A 23346-nucleotide genomic window follows, 5' to 3' on the forward strand; every position below is an offset into this window, starting at 1 on the left:
CGTCCGCATCGATGCCCTGGGGACCGGCCGCGACCGGCTCGACGCCCTCGGCGCTCTACCGGCGGATCGCCGAGCTCGCCCGCGGATACGCGGGGACCGAGCCGCGCAACGTGTTCGTCACCGTGACCGAGAACGAGTCGATCGACTGGTCACTCGGGCACGGGGTGGCGCAGTACGTCCCCTGAAGGATCCTGGGCGCGCACGAGCGCGTCACCGGCCTCCGTCCGGTAGTACAGCACCGACCGGCCGGCCCGGCGGCGGCGTACGAGGCGGGCGTCCAGCAGCACCCTCAGATGGCCGCCCACCGAGCCCAGACCCTGCCCGGTCAGCGCGACGAGCTGGGTGGTGCTCTTCGGCGTGGCGAGCAGGACGAGCACCATGGCCCGCGCCGTGCCGAGCAGCCGGCCCAGGGACTCCGGCACCGGGGCCCGCTCCGGCTCGGCCAGCACGCCCGAGCACGGGTAGATCACGGCGTACCGATGCGGCTCGTCCCACGCCACCCAGGCGTGTGGCGGTGTGACCGGGACGAACAGCAGCCGGGCGCCGGAGATCTCCCGCGGCGGGTGGTCGCGGGCGTTGATCCGCAGGCGGCTGTCGCCCAGCCAGCGCATCCCGGGGCGCAGATCCTCCAGGGCCGCGGCCCAGCCGCCCTGGCCGAGCTGGGCCGTACGGGCGATCATGTCGGCCTCCATGACCCGGCGGCGGCGCGGCCAGTCGGGCAGCACGGTCCGCGTCCACACCCACTCCAGCAGGTCGGCCATGCGTCCGGCCAGGTCGGAGCGGTAGAGCTCGGCGGGCAGCGAGCCGCGCACGGACACGGCCACGTCCTCGAGAGCCACCTCCGGCGGCGTGCGGCGCACGACGTCGAGCTCCTCGGCGAAGCCGCGCTCGTGCTCGGCCGGCGCGGGCGTGCAGAAGTCGGCCATCCAGCCGTGCCCCAGCGCGGTATCGACGAGCAGCGCGGTGACGGGGTCGAGCCGCGCCCGGTAGGCGGGCAGATGGGCGCCGAGCCACGCCTGCTCGGCCGGATGCGCGGCCGTCCCCGCCGCCAGGGCGCACAGGCTCGCGAGGGTCTCGGCCAGCGGTGAGACGACGAACCTGCTGCCCGCCAGCGTGTCGGCGTTGAGCTGCCACCATCCCATCGTTTCGCCTCCAGGCGAAACTCTAACGCCTGGGCGCGCGGGGGATCGAGGCTCTCCCGCATGCGTACCTATGGACAGGTCCTCCGGGCTCCCGAATTCGCCCCGCTCTTCGCGGCGACCTCCGCCCACGTGGCGGCCTCGACCGTGAGCGGGCTGGCGTTGGGCGTGCTCGTCTACGGGGCCACGCGGTCGCCGCTGCTGGCCGCGCTGAGCATGTTCGGCCCCTCCCTGGCTCAGGTGGTCGGCGCGACGGTGCTGCTGTCGGCCGCGGACCGGCTGCCGCCCAGGGCCGCGCTGGGCGGCATCGCGCTCGTCTTCGGCCTGGGCACCGCCGTGCTGGCCGTGCCGGGGCTGCCGGTGTGGGGGGTCTTCGCGATCGTGCTGGGGCTCGGGCTGGTCGCCGCGCTGGGCGGCGGGGTGCGGTGGGGGCTGGTCAACGAGGTCCTGCCGCGGGAGGCGTACCTGCTGGGGCGGTCGGTGCTGAACATGACGGTGGGCGCGCTGCAGATCTGCGGGTTCGCGGCCGGCGGCGTGCTGGTGTCCGCGCTGTCCGCGCGTGGCACGCTGCTCGTCAGCGCCGCGCTCTACCTGGCCGAGGCGCTCATCCTCCGGTACGGCCTCAGCGACCGGCCGCCCCGCGCCGAGGGCCGCCCGTCGGCCGCCATGACCTGGCGCACGAACGCGCGGCTGTGGTCCTCCGTCCCCCGCCGTTACGTGTTCCTCGCGCTGTGGGTGCCCAACGGGCTGATCGTGGGCTGCGAGTCGCTGTTCGTCCCCTACGCGCCCGAGCACGCCGGGGTGCTGTTCGCGGTGGCGGCGGCGGGCATGCTGGCGGGCGACGCGCTGGTGGGCCGGGTGGTCCCGGCGCGGTGGCGGCCCAGGCTCGGGGCGCCGATGCGGTTGCTGCTGGCCGCGCCGTACCTGGTGTTCGCGTTCGAGCCGGGCCTGCCGGTGGCGGCGGTGGCCGTCGGGGTCGCCTCCGTCGGGTACGCGGCGAGCCTGCTGCTCCAGGAGCGGCTGATGACGCTGACACCGGAGGAGATGAGCGGGCACGCCCTCGGCCTGCACTCCTCGGGCATGCTCACCATGCAGGGCGTGGGCGCCGCGCTCGCGGGCGCGGTCGCCCAGGCCACCTCGCCCGCGACGGCCATGACGGCGATGGCGGTGGCGTCCGTGGCGGTCACGCTGGCCCTGGCGGGCGGGCTGCGGTCCTGACGGCAGGCCGCCGGGCCCCGGCGCGGATCCCGCGGAGGTCCGAGGACCCCGGGCGGGCGGCCCGGGGTCCCGGGCGGTCTACGGGTGGCTGGTCAGGTAGCCGCCCATGGTGCGGAAGAAGTCGGCGGCCCGGTGCTCGCGGCCGTCGTCGGTGCGCAGGCGTTCCAGCACCACCCCGTACTCGGTGCCGCCGCGCGCGCCGGGGCCGCAGACGATCGCCACCCCGTCCCCGTCGGGCCGGAACACCCGGCCGGGCGTGCCGCCCAGGCGGAGTTTCGACACCCTGGCCGACAGTACCCGGACCCGCTCACCGTTGAAGTACGCGAACGCGTTCGGGTACGGGTCCACCTGCGCCCGCACCAGGTTCGCGATGTCCCTGGCCGGCCACGTCCAGGAGATCCGGCTGTCCTCGACCGAGCGCTTGTGGAAGAACGTGGCCTGGGCCGGATCCTGCTTGACCCAGTCCGTCCGGCCCGAGTCGATGAGGTCGATGGCCTCCAGCGTCATCGGCGCGAACAGCTCGATCGTCTTGTGGAACAGGTCGGTGACGGTGTCGTCGTCCTCGACCGGCACCCGGCGCTGCACCACGATGTCGCCGAGGTCGAAGTCCTCGTTCATGAAGTGCACGGTGACGCCGACCTCGCGCTCACCGTTGATCAGCGCCCAGTTGAGCGGCGCGAAGCCCCCGTAGCGCGGCAGCAGCGCGTCGTGGATGTTGATCGCGCCGTGCTTGGCCAGGCCGTAGATGCGCGGAGCCAGCCACGTGCGCCAGTCGGAGGAGACCATGAGGTCCGGCTCCAGCTCCAGCAGCAGCTCCGCGACGTCCTCGTCATTGGCGTAACGGCGCTCCAGCACGGGGATGTCGTGCTTCGCCGCGAGATCCGCGACCGAGTCGTTCCAGATCGTCTCGTACGCGTGACCGCTCGTCGGATGGGTGATGACGAGCGGAACCTCGTGCTCCGACGCCAGCAGGGCCTCCAGAACCCGGTGTCCCCACGTTTGGTAGCCCATGAAGATAAGACGCACGCCCTCTGTCCTTTCCTTGTGATGAAGGGGGGTGTCCACGTCAGGCGGTGGCCGGCGCCTTCTGGCCCGGCCCGGTACGCAGGGTCCTGATCTCGCGGGTGAGCAGGAGCGGCAGGCACACCAGGGTCGCCAGCAGGCCCAGCACCCACAGCATCGGGCGGACGCCGACCAGGTCGCCGAGCAGGCCGCCGAGGGCGGCGCCGAGCGGGAGCGTGCCCCACACCGCGAAGCGCATGGACGCGTTCATCCGGCCCTGCAACTCCGCGGGCGTGATCGCCTGCCGCAGGCTGATCTGGTTGATGTTGTAGACCGAGATGCCCGCCAGCATCAGCCCGATCGCGACCGAGATGAGCAGCGAGCCGGCGCCCCGGCCGGCCGAGGCGATGAGCAGGATCGGCAGGACCGCCAGCAGCGCGGCGCCGACCAGCGTCGGCCCCAGCCCCAGGGTCCTGACCACCCAGGCGTTGACCACCGCGCCGAGCAGGGCGCCCGCGTTGCCCAGGGTCAGGATGAGCCCGAGCGTGCCCGGCGTGAGGGCGAGGTCGTTGAGCGCGAACACGGTCAGCAGCGCCGTCAGCGCGCCGCCGAGCCCGAGCAGGTTCATCAGCCCCGTGCACATGGCGATCCCCCGCAGCGTGCGGTTGCCGAAGACGAACCGCAGCCCCTCGCCGATCTCCGAGGCCATCCTGCGCCGGGGCGCGCCCGGATCCGGCCCGGCGGCGGGACGGCGGGTGATGCGGCTGATCAGCACGGCCGACACCAGGTACGTGGCCACGTTCAGGACCAGCACGAGCGGCGCCATCAGAACCCCCATGAGCAGCCCGCTGAAGCTCGGCCCTCCCAGGTACGCGATCGACCTGGACACCTCCAGCCTGGTGTTGCCCGCCGGGATGTCCTCGGTCTCGACCACCGAGGGCAGGAACGCCTGGTCGGCGATCTCGAAGAACACCGTCTGCAGCCCGACCAGCAGGCCGACGACCAGCATCAGCCCGATGCTCAGCAGGCCGAACGCGTGGGCGAGCGGCAGGACCGCGAGCACCACCATGCGCCCGACGTCGGTGAAGATCAGTGTGCGGCGCCGGTCCCAGCGGTCCACCCACACACCGGCGGGCAGCGACACCAGCAGGAACGGCAGGGTCTCCGCGGCGGCGAGCAGGCCGACCTGCGTCGCGGACGCGTCGAGGACGGTCAGGGCGATCACCGGGATGGCGAAGAAGGTGATCTGCGAGCCGATCTGGCTGGCCGTCTGGGCCGCCCACAGCAGGGTGAAGTCACGATGGCGCCAGAGGCTCGGCCGGCTCGCGGCCGGGGTGGCCTTGCTGTCCATGTCAGCCTTTCCTTCGTCGGTGCCGGGCTCAGCCGGCGGCAAGGTGCTCGCGCAAGGAACGCGGACGCATGTCGGTCCACACCTGCTCGATCCGGTCCAGGCACGTCTCGCGGTCGCCGACGGTGCCCTCCTCGGTCCAGCCGAGGGGCAGGGCACGGCCGGCGGGCCAGATCGAGTACTGGTCCTCGTCGTTGCGGACCACGCGGTAGTCGCTCATGGGCACTCCTCTTGATCGATCGATGTCGCGGCCGGCAGGTCGGCGACCGGCCGGTCCAGTCCGTCGGCCAGGGCGTCGAGGACGCGCCTGACGTGGTGCAGCAGGTGCACGGCGCGCTCGTCCGACACCGCGTCGCGGTAATAGCTCACCTTCAGCAGCAGGGCCGGGTCCGGCCAGACGACCAGCCGCAGCGTCTCGTCGCCGGCGGCGCCGTTCGCGATCGGGTTCCAGCCCGCCAGCCGCGACTGCAGGCGCCCCTCGAACGGGAAGTTCTCGACGACGATCTCCGAGTCGTAGAGCCGGTCGGCGTCGGCGATCCCGCACCAGCGCTGCACGTCCAAGGGGGAGACGTGCTCGAACGCGGCCGCCTCGGCGTGACGCTCCTGCAGGCCGCGCAGCCAGCCGGCGCAGCGCGCCCCGGGGTCGATGGCGACGCGGACGGGCAGCCGGTTGTTGAGGCAGCCCACGACGTCCTCCACGCCCTCGACCGCCGCCGTGCGGCCCGAGACGACCGTGCCGAAGACCAGGTCGCCGGTCCCGAGCGCGTGGCCGAGCGCGATCGCGTACGCGCCCTGCACCAGCGTGTGCAGCGTCAGCCCCGCCTCGGCGGCCCGCCGGCTCAGCAGCGCCGTGCGCTCGGCGGGCAGCCAGAGGCGCTGGTCGGCGTGCGGCGCGCCGCCTTCGGAACCGGGCCCGAGCCCGCCGGCGACCAGTCCGCGCGGCGTCCCGGCGAGCCTGCCGGTCCAGTACGACCGCGCGGCGGCCAGGTCGTGCTCCGCCTGCCTGCGGGCGATCGTCCCGGGCTCCGGCCGGGTGGCCAGGGTGACCGGCTCCCCGGCGCGGAACCCGTCGTGCAGGTCGAACAGGTCCCGCAGCAGCGCCGAGAACGACCAGCCGTCGAGGCTGAGGTAGCAGTAGTCCCACACCAGGTAGGCCGATCCGGGCCCGAGGTCGAACACGGTCAGCTCGACCTGGCAGCGGCGCCGGGGGTCGGCCGGGGCGCTCCCGACGTCCTCCAGGTGCCGGTCGACCGCCGCGACCGCCTCGGCCGTGCCGAGCCCGCCGAGGTCGTGGCGGCGTACGCGGAGGGCGGCGTTGCGGTGCACCACCTGAAGGTCCGTGCCGTCGTGCGCGTGCAGCGAGGTGCGCAGGGCCGGGTGGTGCTCGACCAGCGCGTGCCAGGCCAGGATCAGCAGGTCCACGTCCACGTCGGTGCCGCTGACGTCGAACGCCTCGTACACGCGGTACATCCCGGGCCGGGGCCGGTGGCGCAGCCGGCTGAGGCCCCAGCGCTGCATCGGCCCGGCCGGTTCGACGCGCTCGGCGTCGAGCAGCCCGGCCAGCAGCGCCGGCCGGTCCGCGCCGCCGATGCCGACGTGGGCGGTCTCGGGCAGCCGGAACCCCCGGGCGACCGGCCGGGCCGCCGGCGGCTCGCTCTCCCGGGGCGTCCAGGTCGCGCCGAGCGCCCCGGCCAGTTCGCGGACCGTCTGGTGGGCGAACACGTCCCGTACGGTGAACGGCATCCCCGCCGCCCTGGCCAGCGAGACCATGCGGATGCTGGAGATCGAGTCGCCGCCGACGGCGAAGAAGTTGTCGTCGGCCGCGAGATCCTCCCGGCCGAGCACCTCCCACCAGACGCGCAGGAGCGCCGCCTGCCGGTCGTCCGGCGGGGCGGCACCGGCCGGGCCCCGCCCGCGTACGGGCTCGGGCAACGCGCTCGGCACCAGCTTGCCGCCCGCCGTGCGCGGCAGCTCGGCCAGCTCGACCAGGTAGGCGGGCACCTGGTAGCCCGGTATGCGCTCGACGAGGAAGCGCCGCAGGTCGCCGGTGTCGAGCGTGCCGCCGGGCCGGGGGACCACGTAGGCGATCACCTCGTGCGAGCCGTCGGTACGCACCGCGCGGGCCACGACCTCCTCGACGTCGGGATGGGCGGCGACCGCCACCTCGACCTCGCGCAGCTCGACCCGGTGGCCGCGTACCTTGATCTGGCCGTCCACCCGGCCGACGAAGCGCAGCACACCGTCGGCGTCGACCTTGGCCCGGTCACCGGTGCGGTACATGCGCGCGCCCGGCTCGCCGGCGAACGGGTCCGGCAGGAACCGCTGCGCCGTCGCGGCGGGCAGGCCGGGATACTCCCGGGCCAGGGCGGGGCCGGCGATGTACAGCTCGCCCGCCAGGCCCGGCGCGACCGGCCACAGGTCCGCGTCGAGCACGTAGGCGCTCATGCCGCGCATCGGCAGGCCGATGGGCAGCACCGGGCCGAGCCGGCCGTCGCTCACCGAGCCGGTGTGGGTGGTCGAGGTGATCAGGGTCTCGGTCAGCCCGTACGCGTTCACCACCGGCACGCCGGTGCGCTCCGACCAGCGTTCGAGGTCGGCCACGTAGCCCGCCTCCGCGCCGATCACCACGGTGCGCAGCGAGGCGGGGAGAGGTCGCGGCCGGCGTTCCAGGTCGCGGGCCCACTCGGCCCAGTAGGAGCTGGTGAAGTCGGCCAGCGTGCCCCCGCCGTCGGCGAGGACCCGTTCCAGGTCCACCGGGGCGATCTTGTTGTCCTCCAGCAGCAGCGCCGCGCCGCCCAGGCACCACACCGGCATCGTCTCCTCGAAGCAGACGTCGAAGGTCAGCGCGGAGAACTGCAGGAACACGTCGTCGGCGGTGATCGCGAGCCGTTCGGCGAAGACGCTGGTGTAGAACGCGAGCGCGTCGTGGCCGACCGCCACCGGCTTGGGCAGCCCGGTCGAGCCCGAGGTGAACAGCACGTACGCCAGCGAGCCGAGCAGCGTGGCGGGCGGCTGCCGGGTGACCTCGTCGAGGCCGTCCAGGTCCAGCCAGGTGAGCTCGACGTCGAGGCCGAGCCGCTCCGCCACGTCCTTGGCCGCCTCGGGGGACTCGGCGAGCCCGACCCGCACGCCGGCGGCCTCGGCCATCGCGCGCAGCCGCTGGTCGGGCAGGGTGAGGTCAAGGGGGACGATGGCGGCGCCGGCGTACCAGGTGCCGAGCACGGCGACGGCCCAGCTCACCCCGCGTGGCAGGGCGAGCAGCACGGTGTCCTCCGGGCCCGCGCCCGCCGCCTGGATCCGCGTGGCCAGCGCTCCGGCCAGGCGGTCGAGCTCGCCGTACTTCACCTCGTCGCCCCGGTCGGTCCGGACCGCGACGGCGCCGGGGCGCAGGGCCGCCCGCTCGGCGAACTGCACCGTCACCGGCACCCGGGTCGGCAGGACCGGCCCCTCGGCCCGGGACGGCCCGAACAGCAGGCTGCCGCTCCCGCCGGCGTCCAGATCGCGCACCAGCCCGCCGCCCTCGTCGGCCGCGAAGGACTCCAGCAGGGCCGTGTACGCCCCGGCCAGCGCGGCCACCGTGCCCTCGTCGAACAGGTCCGTGCGGTACTCCCAGTCGGCGACGACCCCGGTCTCGGTGACCTCCATGTCGAGGCCGAGCTCGAACTTGGCGTTCGTGCACGGCGTCAGCATGCGCCCGGCGGTGAATCCGGCCCCGAACTCGGGGGCGATCACGTCGAGCTGGCCGAGCCCGCACACCACCTGCACGATCGGCGCGTACGCCGTCGAACGCGGCAGGCGCAGCCGGTCCACCAGCTCCTCGAAGCCGACGCCGCCGTACCGCATCGTCTCCAGGACGCGGGCCCGGACCTGGTCGAGCAGGTCGAGGACCGTGTCGCCGGGCCCGACGCGCAGCCGCAGCGGGGTGGTGGTGACGAACATGCCGACGGTGTCGGCGTCCTCCATCGACGTGCGCCCCGACGACGGCGACCCGATCACCAGGTCGCGCTGCCCGGTCAGCCGCGCCAGCAGGACCGCGTACGCGGCGAGCACCACCATGTACGGCGTCACCCGCCACCGCGCACACGCCGCCAGCAGCCGCCGCCACAACTCGGGCGGTACCGGCCGCCGCAGCGCGGCGCCCGCGCTGCCGCCGCCCTCGGGCCGGGCCCGGTCCGCCGGCAGGTCGAGCACCTCGGGAGCGCCGCGCAGCAGCTCCTCCCAGTAGCGCAGCGCCTCCTCGTGGCCGGGCGGCACGGTCGTGTCCCGCGCGAACCACGACGCGGGCGCTTCGACGGCGGCATCCCGGTAGAGCAGGCCGAGATCGCGATACAGCAGCCGCAGCGACAGCCCGTCGCACACCAGGTGGTGCACCACCAGGACCAGCACGTGATCATCGGCGGCCAGCCGCAGCAGCGCCGCGCGCAACAGCGGGCCGCGCGACAGGTCGAACGGCCGGCCCACCTCCTGGGCGAGCCTGGCCCGCGCCATCTCCAGCGCGGTGTGTGGCGACGGCGAGAAGTCCACGACCGGCATTGCGAGCACGACCGGGCCGCCGTCCTCCAGCGCGGGCCGCTCGCCCGCGACGACGTGGCCGCGCAGGATGGGGTGCCGGTCGAGCAGGGCCGTCAGCGCCCGGTGCAGCACGTCCGCGTCGAGCGGGCCGCGCACCCGCAGCGAGGCGTTGATGTGGTAGAGCGCCGCGCCGTCGTCCGGCCGCGTCTCGCGCTCCCACTGCTCGCCGAACCAGAGCCCGAGCTGCGCCGGGGTCAGCGGCACACGGGCGGTCGCGCCGGTCATGCCGGGACCTCCTCGGCGAGCGGGACCAGGGCCAGGTGACCGGCCAGCTCGGCGACCGTCGGGTGCGCGAAGAAGGCGGCGACCGGGAGGTCCACGCCGGTCGACTCCTTGATCCGATGGCGGATCCGCAGCACCGCGAGCGAGTGCCCGCCCAGCAGGAACAGGTTGTCGTGCCGGTTCACCTGGGGCACGTCGAGCACGTCGGCCCAGATGCCGCTCAGCACGCGCTCCAGCGTGGTCCACTCCGCGTCGTCCGGCTCTGTGCCCGTGCCTGTGCCCGTGTCGGGGGCGGCCGTGTCCGGTGGTTCCGGCAGCCGGGCCCGGTCGATCTTGCCGGAGGTGGTGAGCGGGATCTCGTCGAGCAGGACGTAACGCGACGGCACCAGGCCCGAGGGCAGTTTGCGGGCGGCGTGCGCGGTGAGGTCGCCGGCGGACGGCGGTGTGCCGGTGGCCGGCCGCACGTAGGCCACCAGGGTCTGCGCGGGAGCCTCGCCGCGCACCACGACGTACGCGGCCGCGACGGCCGGATGCGTGCCCAGCACCTGCTCGATCTCGCCGAGCTCGATGCGCAGGCCACGGATCTTGACCTGGTGGTCGCGCCTGCCCAGGTACTCGAGCCGGCCGTCCAGCGCCCACCGGGCCCGGTCGCCGGTCAGGTAGAGCCTGCCGCCGGGGCGCGTGCCGTACGGGTCGGGGACGAAGCACCCGGCGGTGAGACGGGGACGGCCGACGTAGCCGTCACTGACGCCGTCGCCCCCGATGGCCAGCTCGCCCTCGACACCGCGTGGCAGCAGCAGCCCGTCCTGGTCCACGACGTAGGCCTGGACCTCGGCCCCCGGCTCGCCGAGCGGCCAGGGCCGGCCGGGGTCGGCGGTCACCGGGCCGCCGGTGACGAACACGGTCGTCTCGGTCGGGCCGTACAGGTTGCGCACCAGTGGCACGCCGGCCTCCTCCACCATCCGGACGAGCGGCGCGGTGCCGGCCTCGCCCTCGAAGTTGACCGAGCGCACGCCCGCCGGGATCGCGCCCTCGCGCAGCACCTCGGCGAGCATGCTGCCGACCACGTTGATCTGCGTGGGGACCAGGTGCTCCGGCAGCGACGGCAGCGCGAACAGGTCGTCCACGAGCACGACCGTCTTCCCGCCCGCCAGCGTCGGCAGGAGCTCATGCACCGAGACGTCGAACGTCAGCGCCGTCGCGGCGAGCGTGCGCTCCATCAGCCCGTCCGGGGTGTCCGCGAGCGTCCAGCGCACGAAGTGGTCGAGGTTGGCGTGCGTCACCCGGCAGCCCTTGGGACGGCCGGTGCTGCCCGAGGTGTACATGACCCACGCGGTCGCGGCCGGGTGCGCGGGCCGGAACGGATGGCCGGGCGCGGGTGCGAGCACGGTGACGTCGACGGCCTCCCAGTCGCCCGGCGGCAGCAGCCCGGCCGTGCCGGGCTCGACCAGGACCCGGCGCGTGCCCGAGTCCGCCAGCATGTACGCGATGCGCTCGGCCGGATGGGCGGGATCGAGCGGCAGGTAACCACGGCCGGACAGCAGCGTGCCCAGCAGCGCGATCGACGCGAGCGGCGTGCGGCGCAGCAGGACGCCGACGGGCGCGCCGTCGTCGGCGGCCGAACCGTCGAGCAGCCGGGCGATCGACCGGGCCCGATCGGCGACCTCCGCGTACGTGAGCGTCCCGGCCGTCGTGCTGATCGCGGGCGCGTGCGGGGTCCGCGCCACCACACCGGCGAACAGCGCGGCGAACCCCGCCGCCGGCCTGGCCTGCGGGCCCGTGCCCAGCGCGAGCAGCCGGGCCCGGCTCCCCGCGTCCACCAGGTCCACCTCGCTGAGGCGCGCGCCGGGGTCGCCGGCCATCGCGGCCAGCAGGTGCAGGTACGACTCCGCCACCTCGGCGATGAACTCCTTGGCGAACAGGTCGCTGTTGAACTCCCACAGCAGCGTGACCCGCCCGTCGAAGCGGCCGTCCGCGCCCGGCTCGGCCTCGGCCCTCGGGATGACCACCACGTTGAGGTCGACCTTCGCCGAGCCGTTGTCGCGCTCGTACACCGTCGCCGAGCAGCCGGGCAGCTCCAGGTCGGGCATCCGGGCGTCGTTGGCGCTGAACATGATCTGGAAGTAGGGGTTGGCCGCCGGGTCGCGGTCGGGGTTGAGCGCGCGCACCAGCTCCAGGAAGGGGAACTCCTGGTTCGCGGTGGCCGCCCGCACGGTCTCGGAGCTGCGGCGCAGCAGCTCGGCGAAGGTGGGATCGCCGCCCGCGTCGCAGCGCAGCACGACCGCGTTGACGAACATGCCGATGACGTCCTCGGTCTCGGCGGGCTGGCGGTTGCCGAACGCCGAGCCGACCGCGAGGTCGTCCTGGCGGGTGTAGCGCCACAGCGTGGCGTAGAAGCCGGCGAGCATGGCGCTGAACAGCGTGGTGTGGTGGGTCCGCGCGAGCTCGCGGAGCGCGGCGACGGTCCGCGCCGACACCTCCAGCCGCACCATGCCGCCGTCGAAGCTCTGCGGCGTCGAACGGGCCTTCGTGGTGGGCAGCGACACCGCCGGCGGGCTGCCCGCCAGGGTCGCGGCCCAGTGGTCGCGCCGGTGCCGCATGCCCGCGCCGGACAGGGCCCGTTGCTGCCAGCGGGCGTAGTCGGCGTACTGGAACCCGGCCTCGGGCAGCCCCGCCGGCTCGCCGGTCACCTCGGCGGTGTAGGCGGCGCGCAGCTCACGCATCAGCAGCCCGAACGACCAGCCGTCGTGGACGAAGTGGTGCTCCACCAGGATGATCTCGTGGACGTCCGGGCCGAGCCGGACGACCGTCCACCGCACCAGCGGCAGCCGGCCGAGGTCGAACGGCGTGGTCATGTCACGGACGACCAGCTCCTCCACCCTGGCCCGGCGCTCCGGCTCCGGCACCGCGGACAGGTCCACGAGGTGGACCGGCATCGGGCCCTCGGCGTGCACCCGCTGGAACGGCACCCCGTCCTCGTCGTGGAAGGTGGTCCGGAAGATCGACTGGCGGACGGTGATGACGCCGACCGCGCGCCGCAGCGCGTCCAGGTCGAGGTCGCCGACGACCCGCATCGTCGTCTGCGCGTGGTAGGCGATGTTGCCGGGGGAGAGCCGGTCGAGGAACCAGACCTGCTGCTGCTGCGCGGTGAGCGGCACGCGGTCGTCGTCACCGCCGCGCTCCATCGGGGGCAGCGCGGCGTCGGCGCGCGAACCGCCCCGATCGACGAGCGCGGCCAGCGCGGTGACCGTCGGGTGCGCCATCAGGTCGCCGACGGTGAGCTCGACCGGCCAGTGGGCGCGGATCCGGTTGATGATCTGCACGGCGGCCAGGGAGTGACCGCCGAGGTCGAAGAACGAGTCGTCGGCGCCGACCCGCTCCACGCGCAGCGTCCGGCCCCACAGCTCGGCCAGCTCGATCTCGGTGGCCGTGACCGGCGCGCGGAAGGGCACGTCGTCGGCGCGCCGCCAGAGCTGGGACTTGGGCAGGGCGTCCGCGTCGATCTTGCCGCTGGGCAGCAGCGGCAGCGCGTCCACGACGACGTAGCGGCTGGGCAGGTGCCCGGGCGGCAGGGACCGCGCCAGGTGTTCGCGCAGCCTGCCCGCGGTGGGCACGCAGTGGGGGTCGACCGGCACGACGTACGCGACCAGCCTGGTGTCACCGTCGTCGCCGGCCTCGGCGCGCGCGTGGGCGGCGGCCACCTCGGGGTGGGCGCACAGGTGCCGGACGACCTCCTGCGGGTGCACGCGCTGGCCCCGGATCTTCACCAGGCCGTCGGCCCGGCCGAGGATCCGCAGCACGCCGCGGGCGTCGAGGACGCCGCGGTCGCCGGTGCGGTACAGGCGCGCTCCCGGCCGCCCGGACCAGGGGTCGGGCACGAACCTGTCGGCGGTGAGCCGGGGGTCGCCGCGGTAGCCGAGCGCCACCCCGGCCCCGCCGATGTGCACCTCACCGGGCTGCCCGGCCGGGACGCGGTCCAGGTTCTCGTCGAGCACGAGCACCTCGGTGCCCCGGACGGCCGTGCCGACGGGCAGGGTCGCCCCCTCACCCGCATTCTCACCGTCGCCGGTCAGCGGGTGCGTGGCAGAGGTGATGGTCGTCTCGGTGAGGCCGTAGGCGTTGATCGTCTCGATCCGGCTGAACCGGCGCCAGGTGGCCAGCGTCGCGGCCCGGCCCATGTCGCTGCCGATGACGAGCAGGCGCAGCGAGGAGGGTACGGCGCCGCCGCCCTGGTCGAGGTCGCGTACCCACTGTTCCCAGTAGGGGGTGGGCAGGTTGGCGACCGTGACCCGCTCGCGGTCGAGGAGGCCGGCGAGCTGCTCGGTGCTGATCGCCGTGCCGCTCTCGGCGGCCGGCGCGAGCACGAGCGTGCCTCCGGCCAGCAGGGTCGGGAAGATCTCCTCCAGCGCCACGTCGAAGCTGATGGTGGCGAACTGCAGGGCCCGGTCGTCGGGGCCGAGCGCGTACGCCGCCCTGACGGCCTCGGCGTGCGCGCCGAGCGCGCGGTGCGGGACCTCGACGGCCTTCTGGGTGCCGGTGGTGCCCGAGGTGAACAGCACGTAGGCGAGCTGCTCGGGATGCGGGAACGTTCCAGCGGGGGCGGTTCTGGTCGCGGGCAGCAGCGGAACCCCAGCCCGCCCCGCGACGGCGGCCCCCGCCGCGTCGGTCAGGCACAGGTCGGCGGTGGCCAGCATGCGCGTCCTGCGGTCGAGCGGCAGGTGCGGGTCCACCGGCAGGAAGGCGGCGCCGGACAGCAGGACGCCGGTCAGCGCGGCGATCAACTCCTCGCCCCGGGGCAGCATGACGGCGACCACCGTCTGCGCCCCGGTGGGGCCGGCCGGGTCGCCGACGCGTGCCGCGACGCGCAGCGCACGGTCGCGTAATTGCCGATAAGTAAGTTGCGCGGCGCCCGTGCGCACGGCAATTCGATCGCCGCCGGTTCTTAACGATTCGGCGAGCGCGGCGCACAAAGAATACGGCAATTCAGTGGCGTCACCGGGCTTGGTGTCCACACGTCCTCCTGGTCGTCGATCATGCTTCGGCAACGTCCCGCGTTGCCGCCGACCAGCATGCCAGCCGCCTCACACGCTGTCTTCGTGACTTGTGACAATCCCCTTGAGGCCACTCCGGCGTTCTTTTCATCACAACTGCTAATGGGTCGAAGTGGCTCTTTTCATTAGTCTCGCAGTGTGCCGGAATATCCAAAAAAAGGAACGAGAGATGACTGACAAGTTATGGGGCGGGCGTTTTGATGAGGACATCACTCAGGACGTGCTCGACTACACGCTGACCGTGGACGTGGACGAGCGGCTCGTCTTCGCGGACCTGTGGCAGGACATCGCGCACGTGCTGATGCTGGGCGCCCAGAGCATCGTCACCGACGAGGTGACGCGGCCCCTGCTCGGCTCGCTGCTGCGCCTGTGGGACCGCAGTGAGCGCGGCGAGCTGCGGCTGCGCCCGGAGCTCGAGGACGTGCACTTCAACATCGAGCAGCAGGTCATCGAGGACGTGGGGCGGGAGGTCGGCGGCCATCTGCAGACCGCGCGCTCCCGCAACGACCAGGTGGCCACGGACACCCGCATGTACCTGCGGCGGGTCCAGCTCGACGCGGTCTCGGCCAACCTGGAGCTCGTCCGTGAGCTGCTGGGCTTCCCCGAGGAGGAGCTGCTCGCGATCCTGCCCGGCTACACCCACAGCCAGGCCGCCCAGCCGATCTCCGTCGCCTTCTGGAAGACCGCGCACGCCAGCATGCTCCTGCGGGACGTGCGCCGGCTGCGGGGCGCGTTCGAGCGCACGGACGAGTCACCGCTGGGCGCGTGCGCGCTGGCCGGGACGTCCTTCGCGCTCGACCGCGAGGTCACGGCCCGGCTGCTCGGCTTCCGGCGGGTGCTCGGTCACGCGCTGGACGCCACCAGCGCCCGCGACCATCTCATCGAGAGCGCCGCGGCCTTCGCGATCGGCGGCAACAACCTGTCGCGCATGGCCGAGGAGATCGTCATGTGGAGCGGGCACGAGTACAGCCTGGTCGAGGTGTCCGACGCGTACGCCACCGGCAGCTCGATCATGCCGCAGAAGAAGAATCCGGTCGTCGCCGAGCTGGCCAGGGGCCGGGCCGGACGCACCGCGGGCACCCTCGTCCAGCTCCTCACCATGGCCAAGGGGGTGACCCTCGGCTACAGCTGCGACCTCCAGGAGGACAAGCCATACCTGTGGCACGCCATCGACGCCTACCTGTCCACCCTGCGCATCGTGGCCGGTCAGACCCGGGGGCTGCGCTTCGACGGCGCCCGCGGCGAGGAGCTGTGCTGGGACAACTTCTCCACGGCCACCGAGCTGGCCAACCACCTGGTCGCCGAGCGGGGGCTGCCCTTCCGCGAGGCGCACCACGTCAGCGGCGCGCTCGTCGCGGCCCTCATCAAGCGGGGCGCCACGCTACGGGACACGGCCGCCGGCGCCGAGATCCTCGCCGAGTCCGGGCATCCCGTGGCCGAGCCCGTGCTCGCCCGTATCTTCGCGCCCAGGGCGGCGGTGTCCGGCTACATCAGCCCCGGCGGCACCTCGCCGCAGAGCGTCACGGTGGTGCGCGCCGAGTTGCGCGCGGCCGTGACCGCCCACGCCGACTGGCTCGACGAGACCCGGCGGCGGCTGTCCGGCGCGTACGAGGCCGCCTTCGCCGGGGCCCGCGACGTCATCGCCGGCGCCGACGTCGGCAAGACCCTCGACCGGATCGTTTCCGACCTGCCCACGATCGATGGAGACCTCATATGAAGATCGTTCTGGCCTACTCCGGCGGCCTCGACACGTCCGTGGCCCTGCACTGGCTCAAGCAGCGCCACGACGCGGAGATCATCGCGTTCTGCGCGGACATCGGCCAGCTCGAGTCTCTGGAGACCGTGAAGGAGCGGGCGCTGCGCACCGGCGCCTCGAAGGTCTACGTGGAGCCGCTCACCGACCGGTACCTGAAGGACTTCGCGCTGCCCGCCCTGCAGGCGCACGCGCGCTACGAGAACAAGTACCTGCTGGCCGCGCCGCTCTCCCGGCCGCTGATCGCCCAGCGCATGGTCGAGATCGCGCACGCCGAGGGCGCGGACGCCGTGGCGCACGGGGCCACCGGCAAGGGCAACGACCAGGTGCGCTTCTACACCAGCGCGACCGCCCTCGACCCGCGCCTGCGGGTGCTGGCGCCGGTCATCGACTGGGAGCTGACCACCCGCGAGGCGGAGCTGGACTACGCCCGGGAGCACGGGATCGAGGTGTCGGTCAGCAAGGAGAACCCGTACAGCATCGACACCAACATCTGGGGGACCAGCATCGAGTGCGGTGAGCTGGACGACATCGACCGGCCGCCGCCCTGCCACGCCTGGCAGCTCACCGCCGACCCCAAGCTCGCCCCCGACCGGGCCGAGCGCGTCACCGTGGGGTTCGACGGCGGGGTCCCCGTCTCGCTCGACGGCGACAAGCTGGAGCTGGCGGACCTGGTGAGCCGCCTGACCGCGATCGCCGCCGGCCACGGCGTGGGGCGGGTGGACATCGTCGAGAGCCGGGTCGTGGGCTTCAAGACCCGTGGCATCTACGAGGCGCCGGCCGCGACCGTGCTGATGGCCGCGCACGAGGAACTGGAGGCGATCGTCCTCGACCGTGAGACGCTGCACCACAAGCAGGGCCTCGCGCAGCGGTACGCCGAGCTCGCCTACTACGGCTACTGGTTCTCCGACCTGCGGCGCGCCCTGGACGGCTTCGTCTCCACGCTGCAGCCGCAGGTGACCGGTGAGGTGACCGTCGAGCTGTACAAGGGGACGTGCACGATCGTCGGCCGCCGCTCGCCGTACTCCCGCTACAGCGACGCGCTGGCCACCTACGAGGCGGGCGACACCTTCGACCACCAGGCCGGCGCGGGCTTCGCCTACGTGTGGTCGCTGCCGATCAGGGGCGCCCAGCTCGCGCCATAGCCGATCCGGGTGGTTCCGGGCTCCGGGGGTGGCTAGCCGCGCGGCAGGTGCACGGCCAGCAGGGCGATGTCGTCCCTGGAGTCGTGCGCCGCCATGGCGTCCATCGCCCGGTCGCACACGTCCTGCGGGTCGGCGCCGTGGCCCGACAGGGCCTCGCACAGGGCGGAGAGCCGCTCGGCCAGGGGCTGATGGCGGGTTTCGACCAGCCCGTCGGTGTAGAGCAGCAGGGTGGAGCCCGGCGGCAGGGTGAAGGTCTGGCTGGTGTAGCCGAAGCCGGGGTCGGCGCCGAGGATCAGGCCGTGGTGGACCTGGAGGAGGTGGGCGGGGCCGGTCGGCGGGATGAGCAGCGGGGGCAGATGGCCGGCGTTGCTGATCTGGAGCCGGTGGACGGCCGGGTCGTAGATCGCGTAGCACAGTGTGGTGAACTGCCGCTGCGCCCTGGTGTTGAGGAACTGGTTGAGGCGGTCGAGCAGCAGCGCCGCGGGCAGGTCCTCCAGGGCGTACGCGGCGATGGCCGTGCGCAGTTGCCCCATCAGGGCGGCGGCGGTGAGGCCGCGTCCCATCACGTCGCCGATGACGAGTGCGAGGCGGCCGCCGGCCAGGGAGAGCGCGTCGTACCAGTCGCCGCCGACGTACTGGCCGACGGCGCCGGGCTGGTAGCGGCCGGCCAGGCGCACGCCGGGGTGGGCGGGCAGCGCCGGCGGGAGCAGGGAGCGCTGCAACTGCACGGCGATGCGGTGCGCGCGGTCGTAGTGGGCGGCGTTGTCGAGGGCGAGGGCCGCGCGGTCGATCAGATCGTGCAGGAAGGGCCGCTGCGCGGGGTGGGAGGCGGCGGCGGTGGGCGCCACCAGGGTCACCACGCCGATGACCCGGTCGCGGTGGCGGAGCGGCAGCGCTGCCGGATCCGTGGGCAGGGGCGGCTGGAGCAGGGCGGCGCGGTCGGGGCCGGGCAGGCCGGCGGAGTCGGTCCGGTGCAGGCAGCGCGGCAGGGCCGGGCCGTCGTCATCGTCGTCGTCGGCGTACAGCCAGACGGCGCACCCGCCGGCGAAGGCGGGCACGATCTCCTCACCCAGGATCCGGCCGGTCACGGCCGGGTCGAGGCCGGCGTTGAGCCGCTGGGCGATGTCGGCGAGCGAGGTGACGCGCGCGGCCGCCTCGGACCGCTGGCGGGCGATGCTCAGATGGGTACGGACCCGCGCGGTCAGCTCGGCCGTGGTGAACGGCTTGATCAGATAGTCGTCGGCCCCCGCCTCCAGCCCTTCGATGGCGGCCTCCTGGCCGGCGCGCGCCGAGAGCATGATCACCGGGATGTGCCGGGTGTCCTCGTCCGAGCGCAGCGCCTTGAGCAGGCCGAAGCCGTCGAGGTGGGGCATCATCACGTCGGTCAGCACGAGCTCGGGAGGCGCCTGGCCGATCTCCAGGAGCGCGGCCCGCCCGTCGGAGACCGCCCGCACCCGCCACTGCGGCGACAGGACATGGCACAGGTGGGCCCGCATGTCGGCGTTGTCATCGACGATCAGCACCTCGGGGGCCGGGCCGTGGCCGGTCGGGGCCGGGGGAGTCCAGCTCATGGCCTCCTGCACGTAGGCGGTCGACGTGGCCGCCCTGCGGGGCTCGGCGGAGGCGACGGGGGACGCCGCCCCGGGGCCGAGGGGCAGCAGCACGGTGAAGGCCGAGCCCTTGCCGACCGCGCTGTCGACCTCGATCGTGCCGCCGTGCTGGTGGACCAGCTCGCGTACCAGCGACAGGCCGATGCCGCTGCCCTCCTCGCTCCTGGCCGCCGTGCCGGCCACGCGGTGGAAGCGGTCGAACAGGCGCGGCAGCTCCTCGGCCGGGATGCCCACGCCGGTGTCGGCCACGACGAGGCGGGCCCGCTCGCCCACCGTGTCGAGACGGACGGTGACCTGGCCGCGCAGCGTGAACTTGAAGGCGTTGGACAGCAGGTTCAGGATGATCTTCTCCCACATGTCCCGGTCCACGGCGACCGGCTGGGGGAGCGGCCGGCAGTCGCAGATCAGCCTCAGCCCGCTGCGCTCCAGCGGAACCTGGAACAGGCTGGCCAGCTCGGCGGTGAGCGCGGCCAGGTCGACCGGCTCCAGCCTCGGCTGGACGCGGCCGGCCTCGGCCCGCGAGAAGTCGAGCAGCGTGTTGACCAGCTTGAGCAGCCGCAGCGCGTTGCGGTGGATCATCGCGACCCGCTCACGATCGGCCGCGCGCAGCGACTCCTGCTCGGCCAGCAGGTCTTCGGTGGGGCCGAGCAGCAGCGTCAGCGGGGTGCGGAACTCGTGGCTGATGTTGGAGAAGAACATCGTCTTGGCCTGGTCGAGCGCCGCCAGTTGCTCGGCCCGGTGGTGTTCGGCCTCCAGGGCGGTGGCGTCGGCGATCGCGGCCGCGATCTGGTCGGCCACCAGCACGGTGAAGTCGCGGCAACTGTCGTCCAGCGGCCGGCCGCTGTTGACCCCCGCGACCAGCAGGCCGGCGGGCTGCTCGGCGCCGGGCCGGGTGATCGGCAGCACCAGGGCGCGGCCGGGCGCGTCGAAACCCTCACGGGCGAGCGCGGCCAGCTCGGGCAGCGGCGGGCAGTCGACCTCGACGATCCCGCGCCGGGCGGCGGCCGGCGACCACGGGCCGTCGGCGGCGTGGAGGGGGCTCAGCGGGCCACCCGGGCTCAACCCGGCCGCCGCGGCCAGCTCGGCCCGCTCGCCGTCCGGATCGAGCAAGTACACCAGGGCGAAGGGCACGTCGGCCGGGTGGCGCGACAGCACCTCGACCGCGCGGACGCACGCCTGCGCCGCCGAGGTGCCGGCGCTCGTGCTCCGCTCGCCGAGCTCGCGCACGATCGCCAGCCTCCGCTCGGCCACCACCCGCTCGGTGGTCTCGGTGACCGCGCAGAACACCCCGCCCACCCCGCCGGACTCGTCGCGGATCGGGCTGTAGGAGAAGCGGAAGTAACCCTCCTCACGGAAGCCGCCCCGCTGCAGGATGAGCAGCAGATCGTGGGAGTACGTCGCCCTGCCCCGCTCCATCACCCCGGCCAGCATCGGCCCGATCGTCGGCCAGATCTCGTGCCAGCACTCCTCGGCCGGCTGCCCCAGCGAGCGGGGATGCTTGCCGCCCAGCACCGACAGGTAGGCGTCGTTGTAGACCAGCGCCAGCCGTGGCCCCCAGAAGATGACCATGGGGAACGGGCAGGCCAGGCAGATGCTCAGCGAGCTGCGCAGGCTCTGCGGCCAATCGCCGACCGGGCCGAACGGCGTGGCGGCCCAGTCATGCCCGCGCATCAGCGCGCCGACCGACCCGCCCGCGGCGAACATCTCCTCCATCGCCGGTTCGAGCGGCGTGCAGGGCCTCGAGGACATGACCACCTGGCTTCTCCCGGAGCAAGCGGCTCGACTTTCCGAAGTCTATTCCCCGCCCCCTGGGCCTTGCTGTAAACACGAGTGTGCCCAACCGGCGGGAGTCACTGACGGAGCATCGAATGGACGACCTGCGACTGTCCACCCATCACCTCGGGGACATCGCCGTCATCAGCGTCGGCGGCGAACTCGACACGGTGACGAGGGCCTCGCTGGACCGTTGCCTGCGCGCGTACTTCCGCACCCCCGGTGACCACGTCGTCCTCGACCTGTCCGGGGTGACGTTCATGGACTCCGGCTCACTCGGCATGATCACCGACCATCACCGGCGCGCCGAGGCCGCCGCGGGCCGGCTCGCCTTCGCCGGCGCCTCCCCATCCCGGATACAGGTGCTCTGGCTGACCGGTCTGGCGACCTGGCTGCCGCTCTACAACGACGTCGACGCCGCCGTCCTGGCCTTCGGCGGCTGACCTCCGGCCCGGCGGTCCCGGGTCCTTCGGCCCTGAGGCGACCGACCTCCGGCCCTGGACCGCGGGGGCTCCACGCGCTGCGATGGGAGGTGACGAAGGAGGACAGCATGATCATCGTAGGAGTGGACGGGTCGGTGGCCTCGCGGGCCGCCGTGGAGTGGGCGGCCGGCGACGCCGCACGCAGGCGGGCGCCGTTGCGGATCGTGCACGCGATGGACCGCACGCCGTACCAGATCGGCCGTTATCCCGGCACCTATCCCGGCACCGTCCTGCCGGACGAGCTGGTCCGCGAGGGGCAGCGGGTGCTGCGCGAGGCGGAGGCGCTCGCCCGCGAGCGTCACCCCGACGTCGAGGTGACGGCACAGGACGTGGAGGGCGCGCCCGCCGTGGTCCTGTGCGAGCAGGCCGGGGACGCCGCCGAGCTGGTGGTGGGCAGCCGGGGTCTCGGCGGGTTCGCCGGGGCGCTGCTGGGCTCGATCAGCACGTACGTGGCCGGGCACGCCGGCTGCCCGGTCGTCGTCGTCAGGGGAGAGCCCCGGGAGGCGCGCGGGGAGGTCGTCGTGGGAGTGGACGACTCGCCGGAGTGCGAGCCCGCGCTGGCCTACGCCTTCGAACAGGCCAAACTGCGCGGCGGCCGGCTGCGGGCGGTGCACGCCTGGCGGTCGCCGGTGCACGCGTTCGCGCCGGAGGCTGTCTACGACATGGACGAGGTCCGCGCGGCCCAGCACCAGGTCGTCCGTGATCGGGTGGAGGCGCTGCGCAAGGCGTACCCGGAGGTCGAGGTGGCCGAGGACGCTCCGGCGGCGCATCCGGTGGACGCGCTGACCGCCGCCTCGGACCAGGCCGACCTGCTGGTGGTGGGATCGCACGGGCGCGGCGCCCTGGGCTCGATCCTGCTGGGCTCGGTCAGCCGCGGCGTCCTGCACCACGCCCGCTGCCCGGTGGCGGTGGTCCGGGCTCAGTAGGGGAGCCTGCGTCCGGAAGGGGTCCGCAGGTCCAGGCCGGGATCCGGGCGGGCGGGGCGCGGCCTCGGTCTCATGTGCGTGATGCGCATCGCGGTCAACTCCTCATAGGTGGCTCCTGTTGTACGTCGCGCGGCATCCGGCGGATGAGTGGATCACGGCGTCAGTCACCCATGGCGCGCGCCAGGGCGTTGCCGCCGCCGGGTGCGACCGGGGTGGTGAGGAACACCGGCGTCTGGGCCATGAACCGCGGCCGCGTGCCCCGGTGCACGTCGGCCGCGTGCACGGTCAGCGGGTGCACCAGGTAGACGTCGCCCGGCAGTCCCGTCGCGTACGCCACCGGCCGGTCCGCGGACGCGGCGTCCACCAGCGGGCCGGCCTCGAACGGGTCGAGCACCCGCTCGCCCAGCGCCTGGGCGGCGTCACGGTGCGAGCCCACCCTGAGGCGGGTGGGCGCGTCGTCGTCGCCCACCTCCGACAGCAGCACCAGCAGCAGCATCGTCTCCGGCCGCGCCGACACCGCCCACGAGCCGTCGGGCCGGCCCAGGGAGGCGTCGACGTGCCAGCCCCGGTCGTCGGCCGGGGCCACACCGGGGAAGCGCACCGGCATGTTGCCGAGGGCGCCGCTCGGCACCCACCCGCCGGGCCCGGCCACCTCGTCCAGCGCCCGGCGCAGCCGCGGGCTGGTCATGAGCTCCCCGAAGGGGCCCTCACCGGTCAGGTCCGCGAACCACACCACGGGCCGCCGCCACCCGGAGGGGTCGTCGGGCGACAGGCCGATCCGCTGCCACACCAGCGCCCTGGCCGCGTCTCCGACCTCGCGCGGCACGACCGCCTCCAGCTTGGCGAACCCGTCGGCGATGAATCTCTCGATGTTCACGTCGTCCACGGCGCCACCATAACCACGGCGTCCACCGGTTTTCCGTGGACGAACGGGCCGGGGCCCGTACATCCACGGGATGACACCGGCACGAGGTCGGCCTGCGGGCTGATGCCCGGAGGTCCGCCGCTGTCCTAGTGCCGCGTCAGGCCACGTTTGCCCTCTTCACGATGCGGCGTAGGCGAGGGTTATCGGTGTTGCGGTTTCGCCAGGCGATGTAGCGGCGGA

Annotated in this window: 14 protein-coding genes; 6 read left to right on the plus strand and 8 right to left on the minus strand. The window is 73.7% G+C overall.

Features of this window, described 5'->3' with window-relative positions; all coding sequences use genetic code 11:
* Positions 1–11 precede the first annotated feature (11 nt).
* The gene (locus AB0I15_RS62625) at positions 12–185 is read left to right on the plus strand and encodes a tautomerase family protein (protein ID WP_358119084.1); all 174 of its coding nucleotides are present in this window, start codon (positions 12–14) and stop codon (positions 183–185) included.
* Here the strand turns inward: AB0I15_RS62625 and AB0I15_RS62630 are convergent.
* On the minus strand, positions 150–1142 hold the full coding sequence (locus AB0I15_RS62630) for a transcriptional regulator (protein WP_358119086.1): 993 nt from the start codon (positions 1140–1142) through the stop codon (positions 150–152). The two genes, AB0I15_RS62625 and AB0I15_RS62630, sit on opposite strands and share 36 nt — an antisense overlap.
* Positions 1143–1202: 60 nt before the next feature.
* Between AB0I15_RS62630 and AB0I15_RS62635 the strand changes: the two genes are divergently transcribed.
* Positions 1203–2357: an MFS transporter gene (locus AB0I15_RS62635; RefSeq protein ID WP_358119088.1), complete on the plus strand. Its 1155-nt coding sequence runs from the start codon at positions 1203–1205 to the stop codon at positions 2355–2357.
* 78 nt (positions 2358–2435) lie between these two features.
* Here AB0I15_RS62635 and AB0I15_RS62640 read toward each other — a convergent pair whose 3' ends face one another.
* Genes AB0I15_RS62640 through AB0I15_RS62660 form a run of 5 tightly spaced genes read right to left on the minus strand, consistent with a single transcriptional unit; the run spans position 2436 to position 14513 of the window.
* Complete coding sequence (locus tag AB0I15_RS62640) at positions 2436–3383, minus strand: methionyl-tRNA formyltransferase (protein ID WP_358119090.1); 948 nt, start codon at positions 3381–3383, stop codon at positions 2436–2438.
* Between the two features lie 40 nt (positions 3384–3423).
* Complete coding sequence (locus tag AB0I15_RS62645; protein WP_358119091.1) at positions 3424–4710, minus strand: MFS transporter; 1287 nt, start codon at positions 4708–4710, stop codon at positions 3424–3426.
* A 28-nt stretch (positions 4711–4738) separates the two neighbouring features.
* Positions 4739–4927 carry an MbtH family NRPS accessory protein gene (locus tag AB0I15_RS62650; RefSeq protein ID WP_358119093.1) on the minus strand — a complete coding sequence of 63 codons (189 nt, stop codon included), beginning with the start codon at positions 4925–4927 and terminating at the stop codon, positions 4739–4741.
* Positions 4924–9504 (minus strand): amino acid adenylation domain-containing protein, encoded by a 4581-nt coding sequence (locus tag AB0I15_RS62655; protein ID WP_358119095.1) that lies wholly within the window; start codon positions 9502–9504, stop codon positions 4924–4926. The genes AB0I15_RS62650 and AB0I15_RS62655 overlap by 4 nt, the downstream gene beginning before the upstream one ends.
* Entirely contained in the window at positions 9501–14513 is a 5013-nt protein-coding gene (locus AB0I15_RS62660) for an amino acid adenylation domain-containing protein (protein ID WP_358119096.1), read from the minus strand. Before AB0I15_RS62660 ends, AB0I15_RS62655 begins: the two co-directional genes overlap by 4 nt.
* 208 nt (positions 14514–14721) lie before the next feature.
* On the opposite strand from AB0I15_RS62660, the gene argH reads away from it, so the two are divergent.
* Together argH and AB0I15_RS62670 are read left to right on the plus strand one after the other, a co-directional pair.
* Positions 14722–16269, plus strand: coding sequence for an argininosuccinate lyase (gene argH, locus AB0I15_RS62665; RefSeq protein ID WP_358119098.1), 1548 nt, complete (start codon positions 14722–14724; stop codon positions 16267–16269).
* Positions 16266–17450: an argininosuccinate synthase gene (locus AB0I15_RS62670; protein WP_358119100.1), complete on the plus strand. Its 1185-nt coding sequence runs from the start codon at positions 16266–16268 to the stop codon at positions 17448–17450. The genes argH and AB0I15_RS62670 overlap by 4 nt, the downstream gene beginning before the upstream one ends.
* Before the next feature lie 32 nt (positions 17451–17482).
* Here the strand turns inward: AB0I15_RS62670 and AB0I15_RS62675 are convergent, their stop codons facing one another.
* Positions 17483–20809: a SpoIIE family protein phosphatase gene (locus tag AB0I15_RS62675; RefSeq protein ID WP_358119102.1), complete on the minus strand. Its 3327-nt coding sequence runs from the start codon at positions 20807–20809 to the stop codon at positions 17483–17485.
* Positions 20810–20928: 119 nt separating this feature from the next.
* On the opposite strand from AB0I15_RS62675, the gene AB0I15_RS62680 reads away from it, so the two are divergent.
* Both AB0I15_RS62680 and AB0I15_RS62685 read left to right on the plus strand, forming a co-directional pair.
* Positions 20929–21276: an STAS domain-containing protein gene (locus AB0I15_RS62680; protein WP_358119104.1), complete on the plus strand. Its 348-nt coding sequence runs from the start codon at positions 20929–20931 to the stop codon at positions 21274–21276.
* 107 nt (positions 21277–21383) lie between these two features.
* Complete coding sequence (locus AB0I15_RS62685; protein ID WP_358119106.1) at positions 21384–22241, plus strand: universal stress protein; 858 nt, start codon at positions 21384–21386, stop codon at positions 22239–22241.
* 160 nt (positions 22242–22401) lie between these two features.
* On the opposite strand, the gene AB0I15_RS62690 is transcribed toward AB0I15_RS62685, so the two are convergent.
* Positions 22402–23127, minus strand: a complete 726-nt coding sequence (locus AB0I15_RS62690) for a phytanoyl-CoA dioxygenase family protein (RefSeq protein WP_358119107.1) — start codon at positions 23125–23127, stop codon at positions 22402–22404.
* Positions 23128–23346 lie beyond the last annotated feature (219 nt).

Origin of the sequence: Nonomuraea sp. NPDC050643 (assembly GCF_040654715.1) — a bacterium.
Taxonomy (GTDB): Bacteria; Actinomycetota; Actinomycetes; order Streptosporangiales; family Streptosporangiaceae; genus Nonomuraea.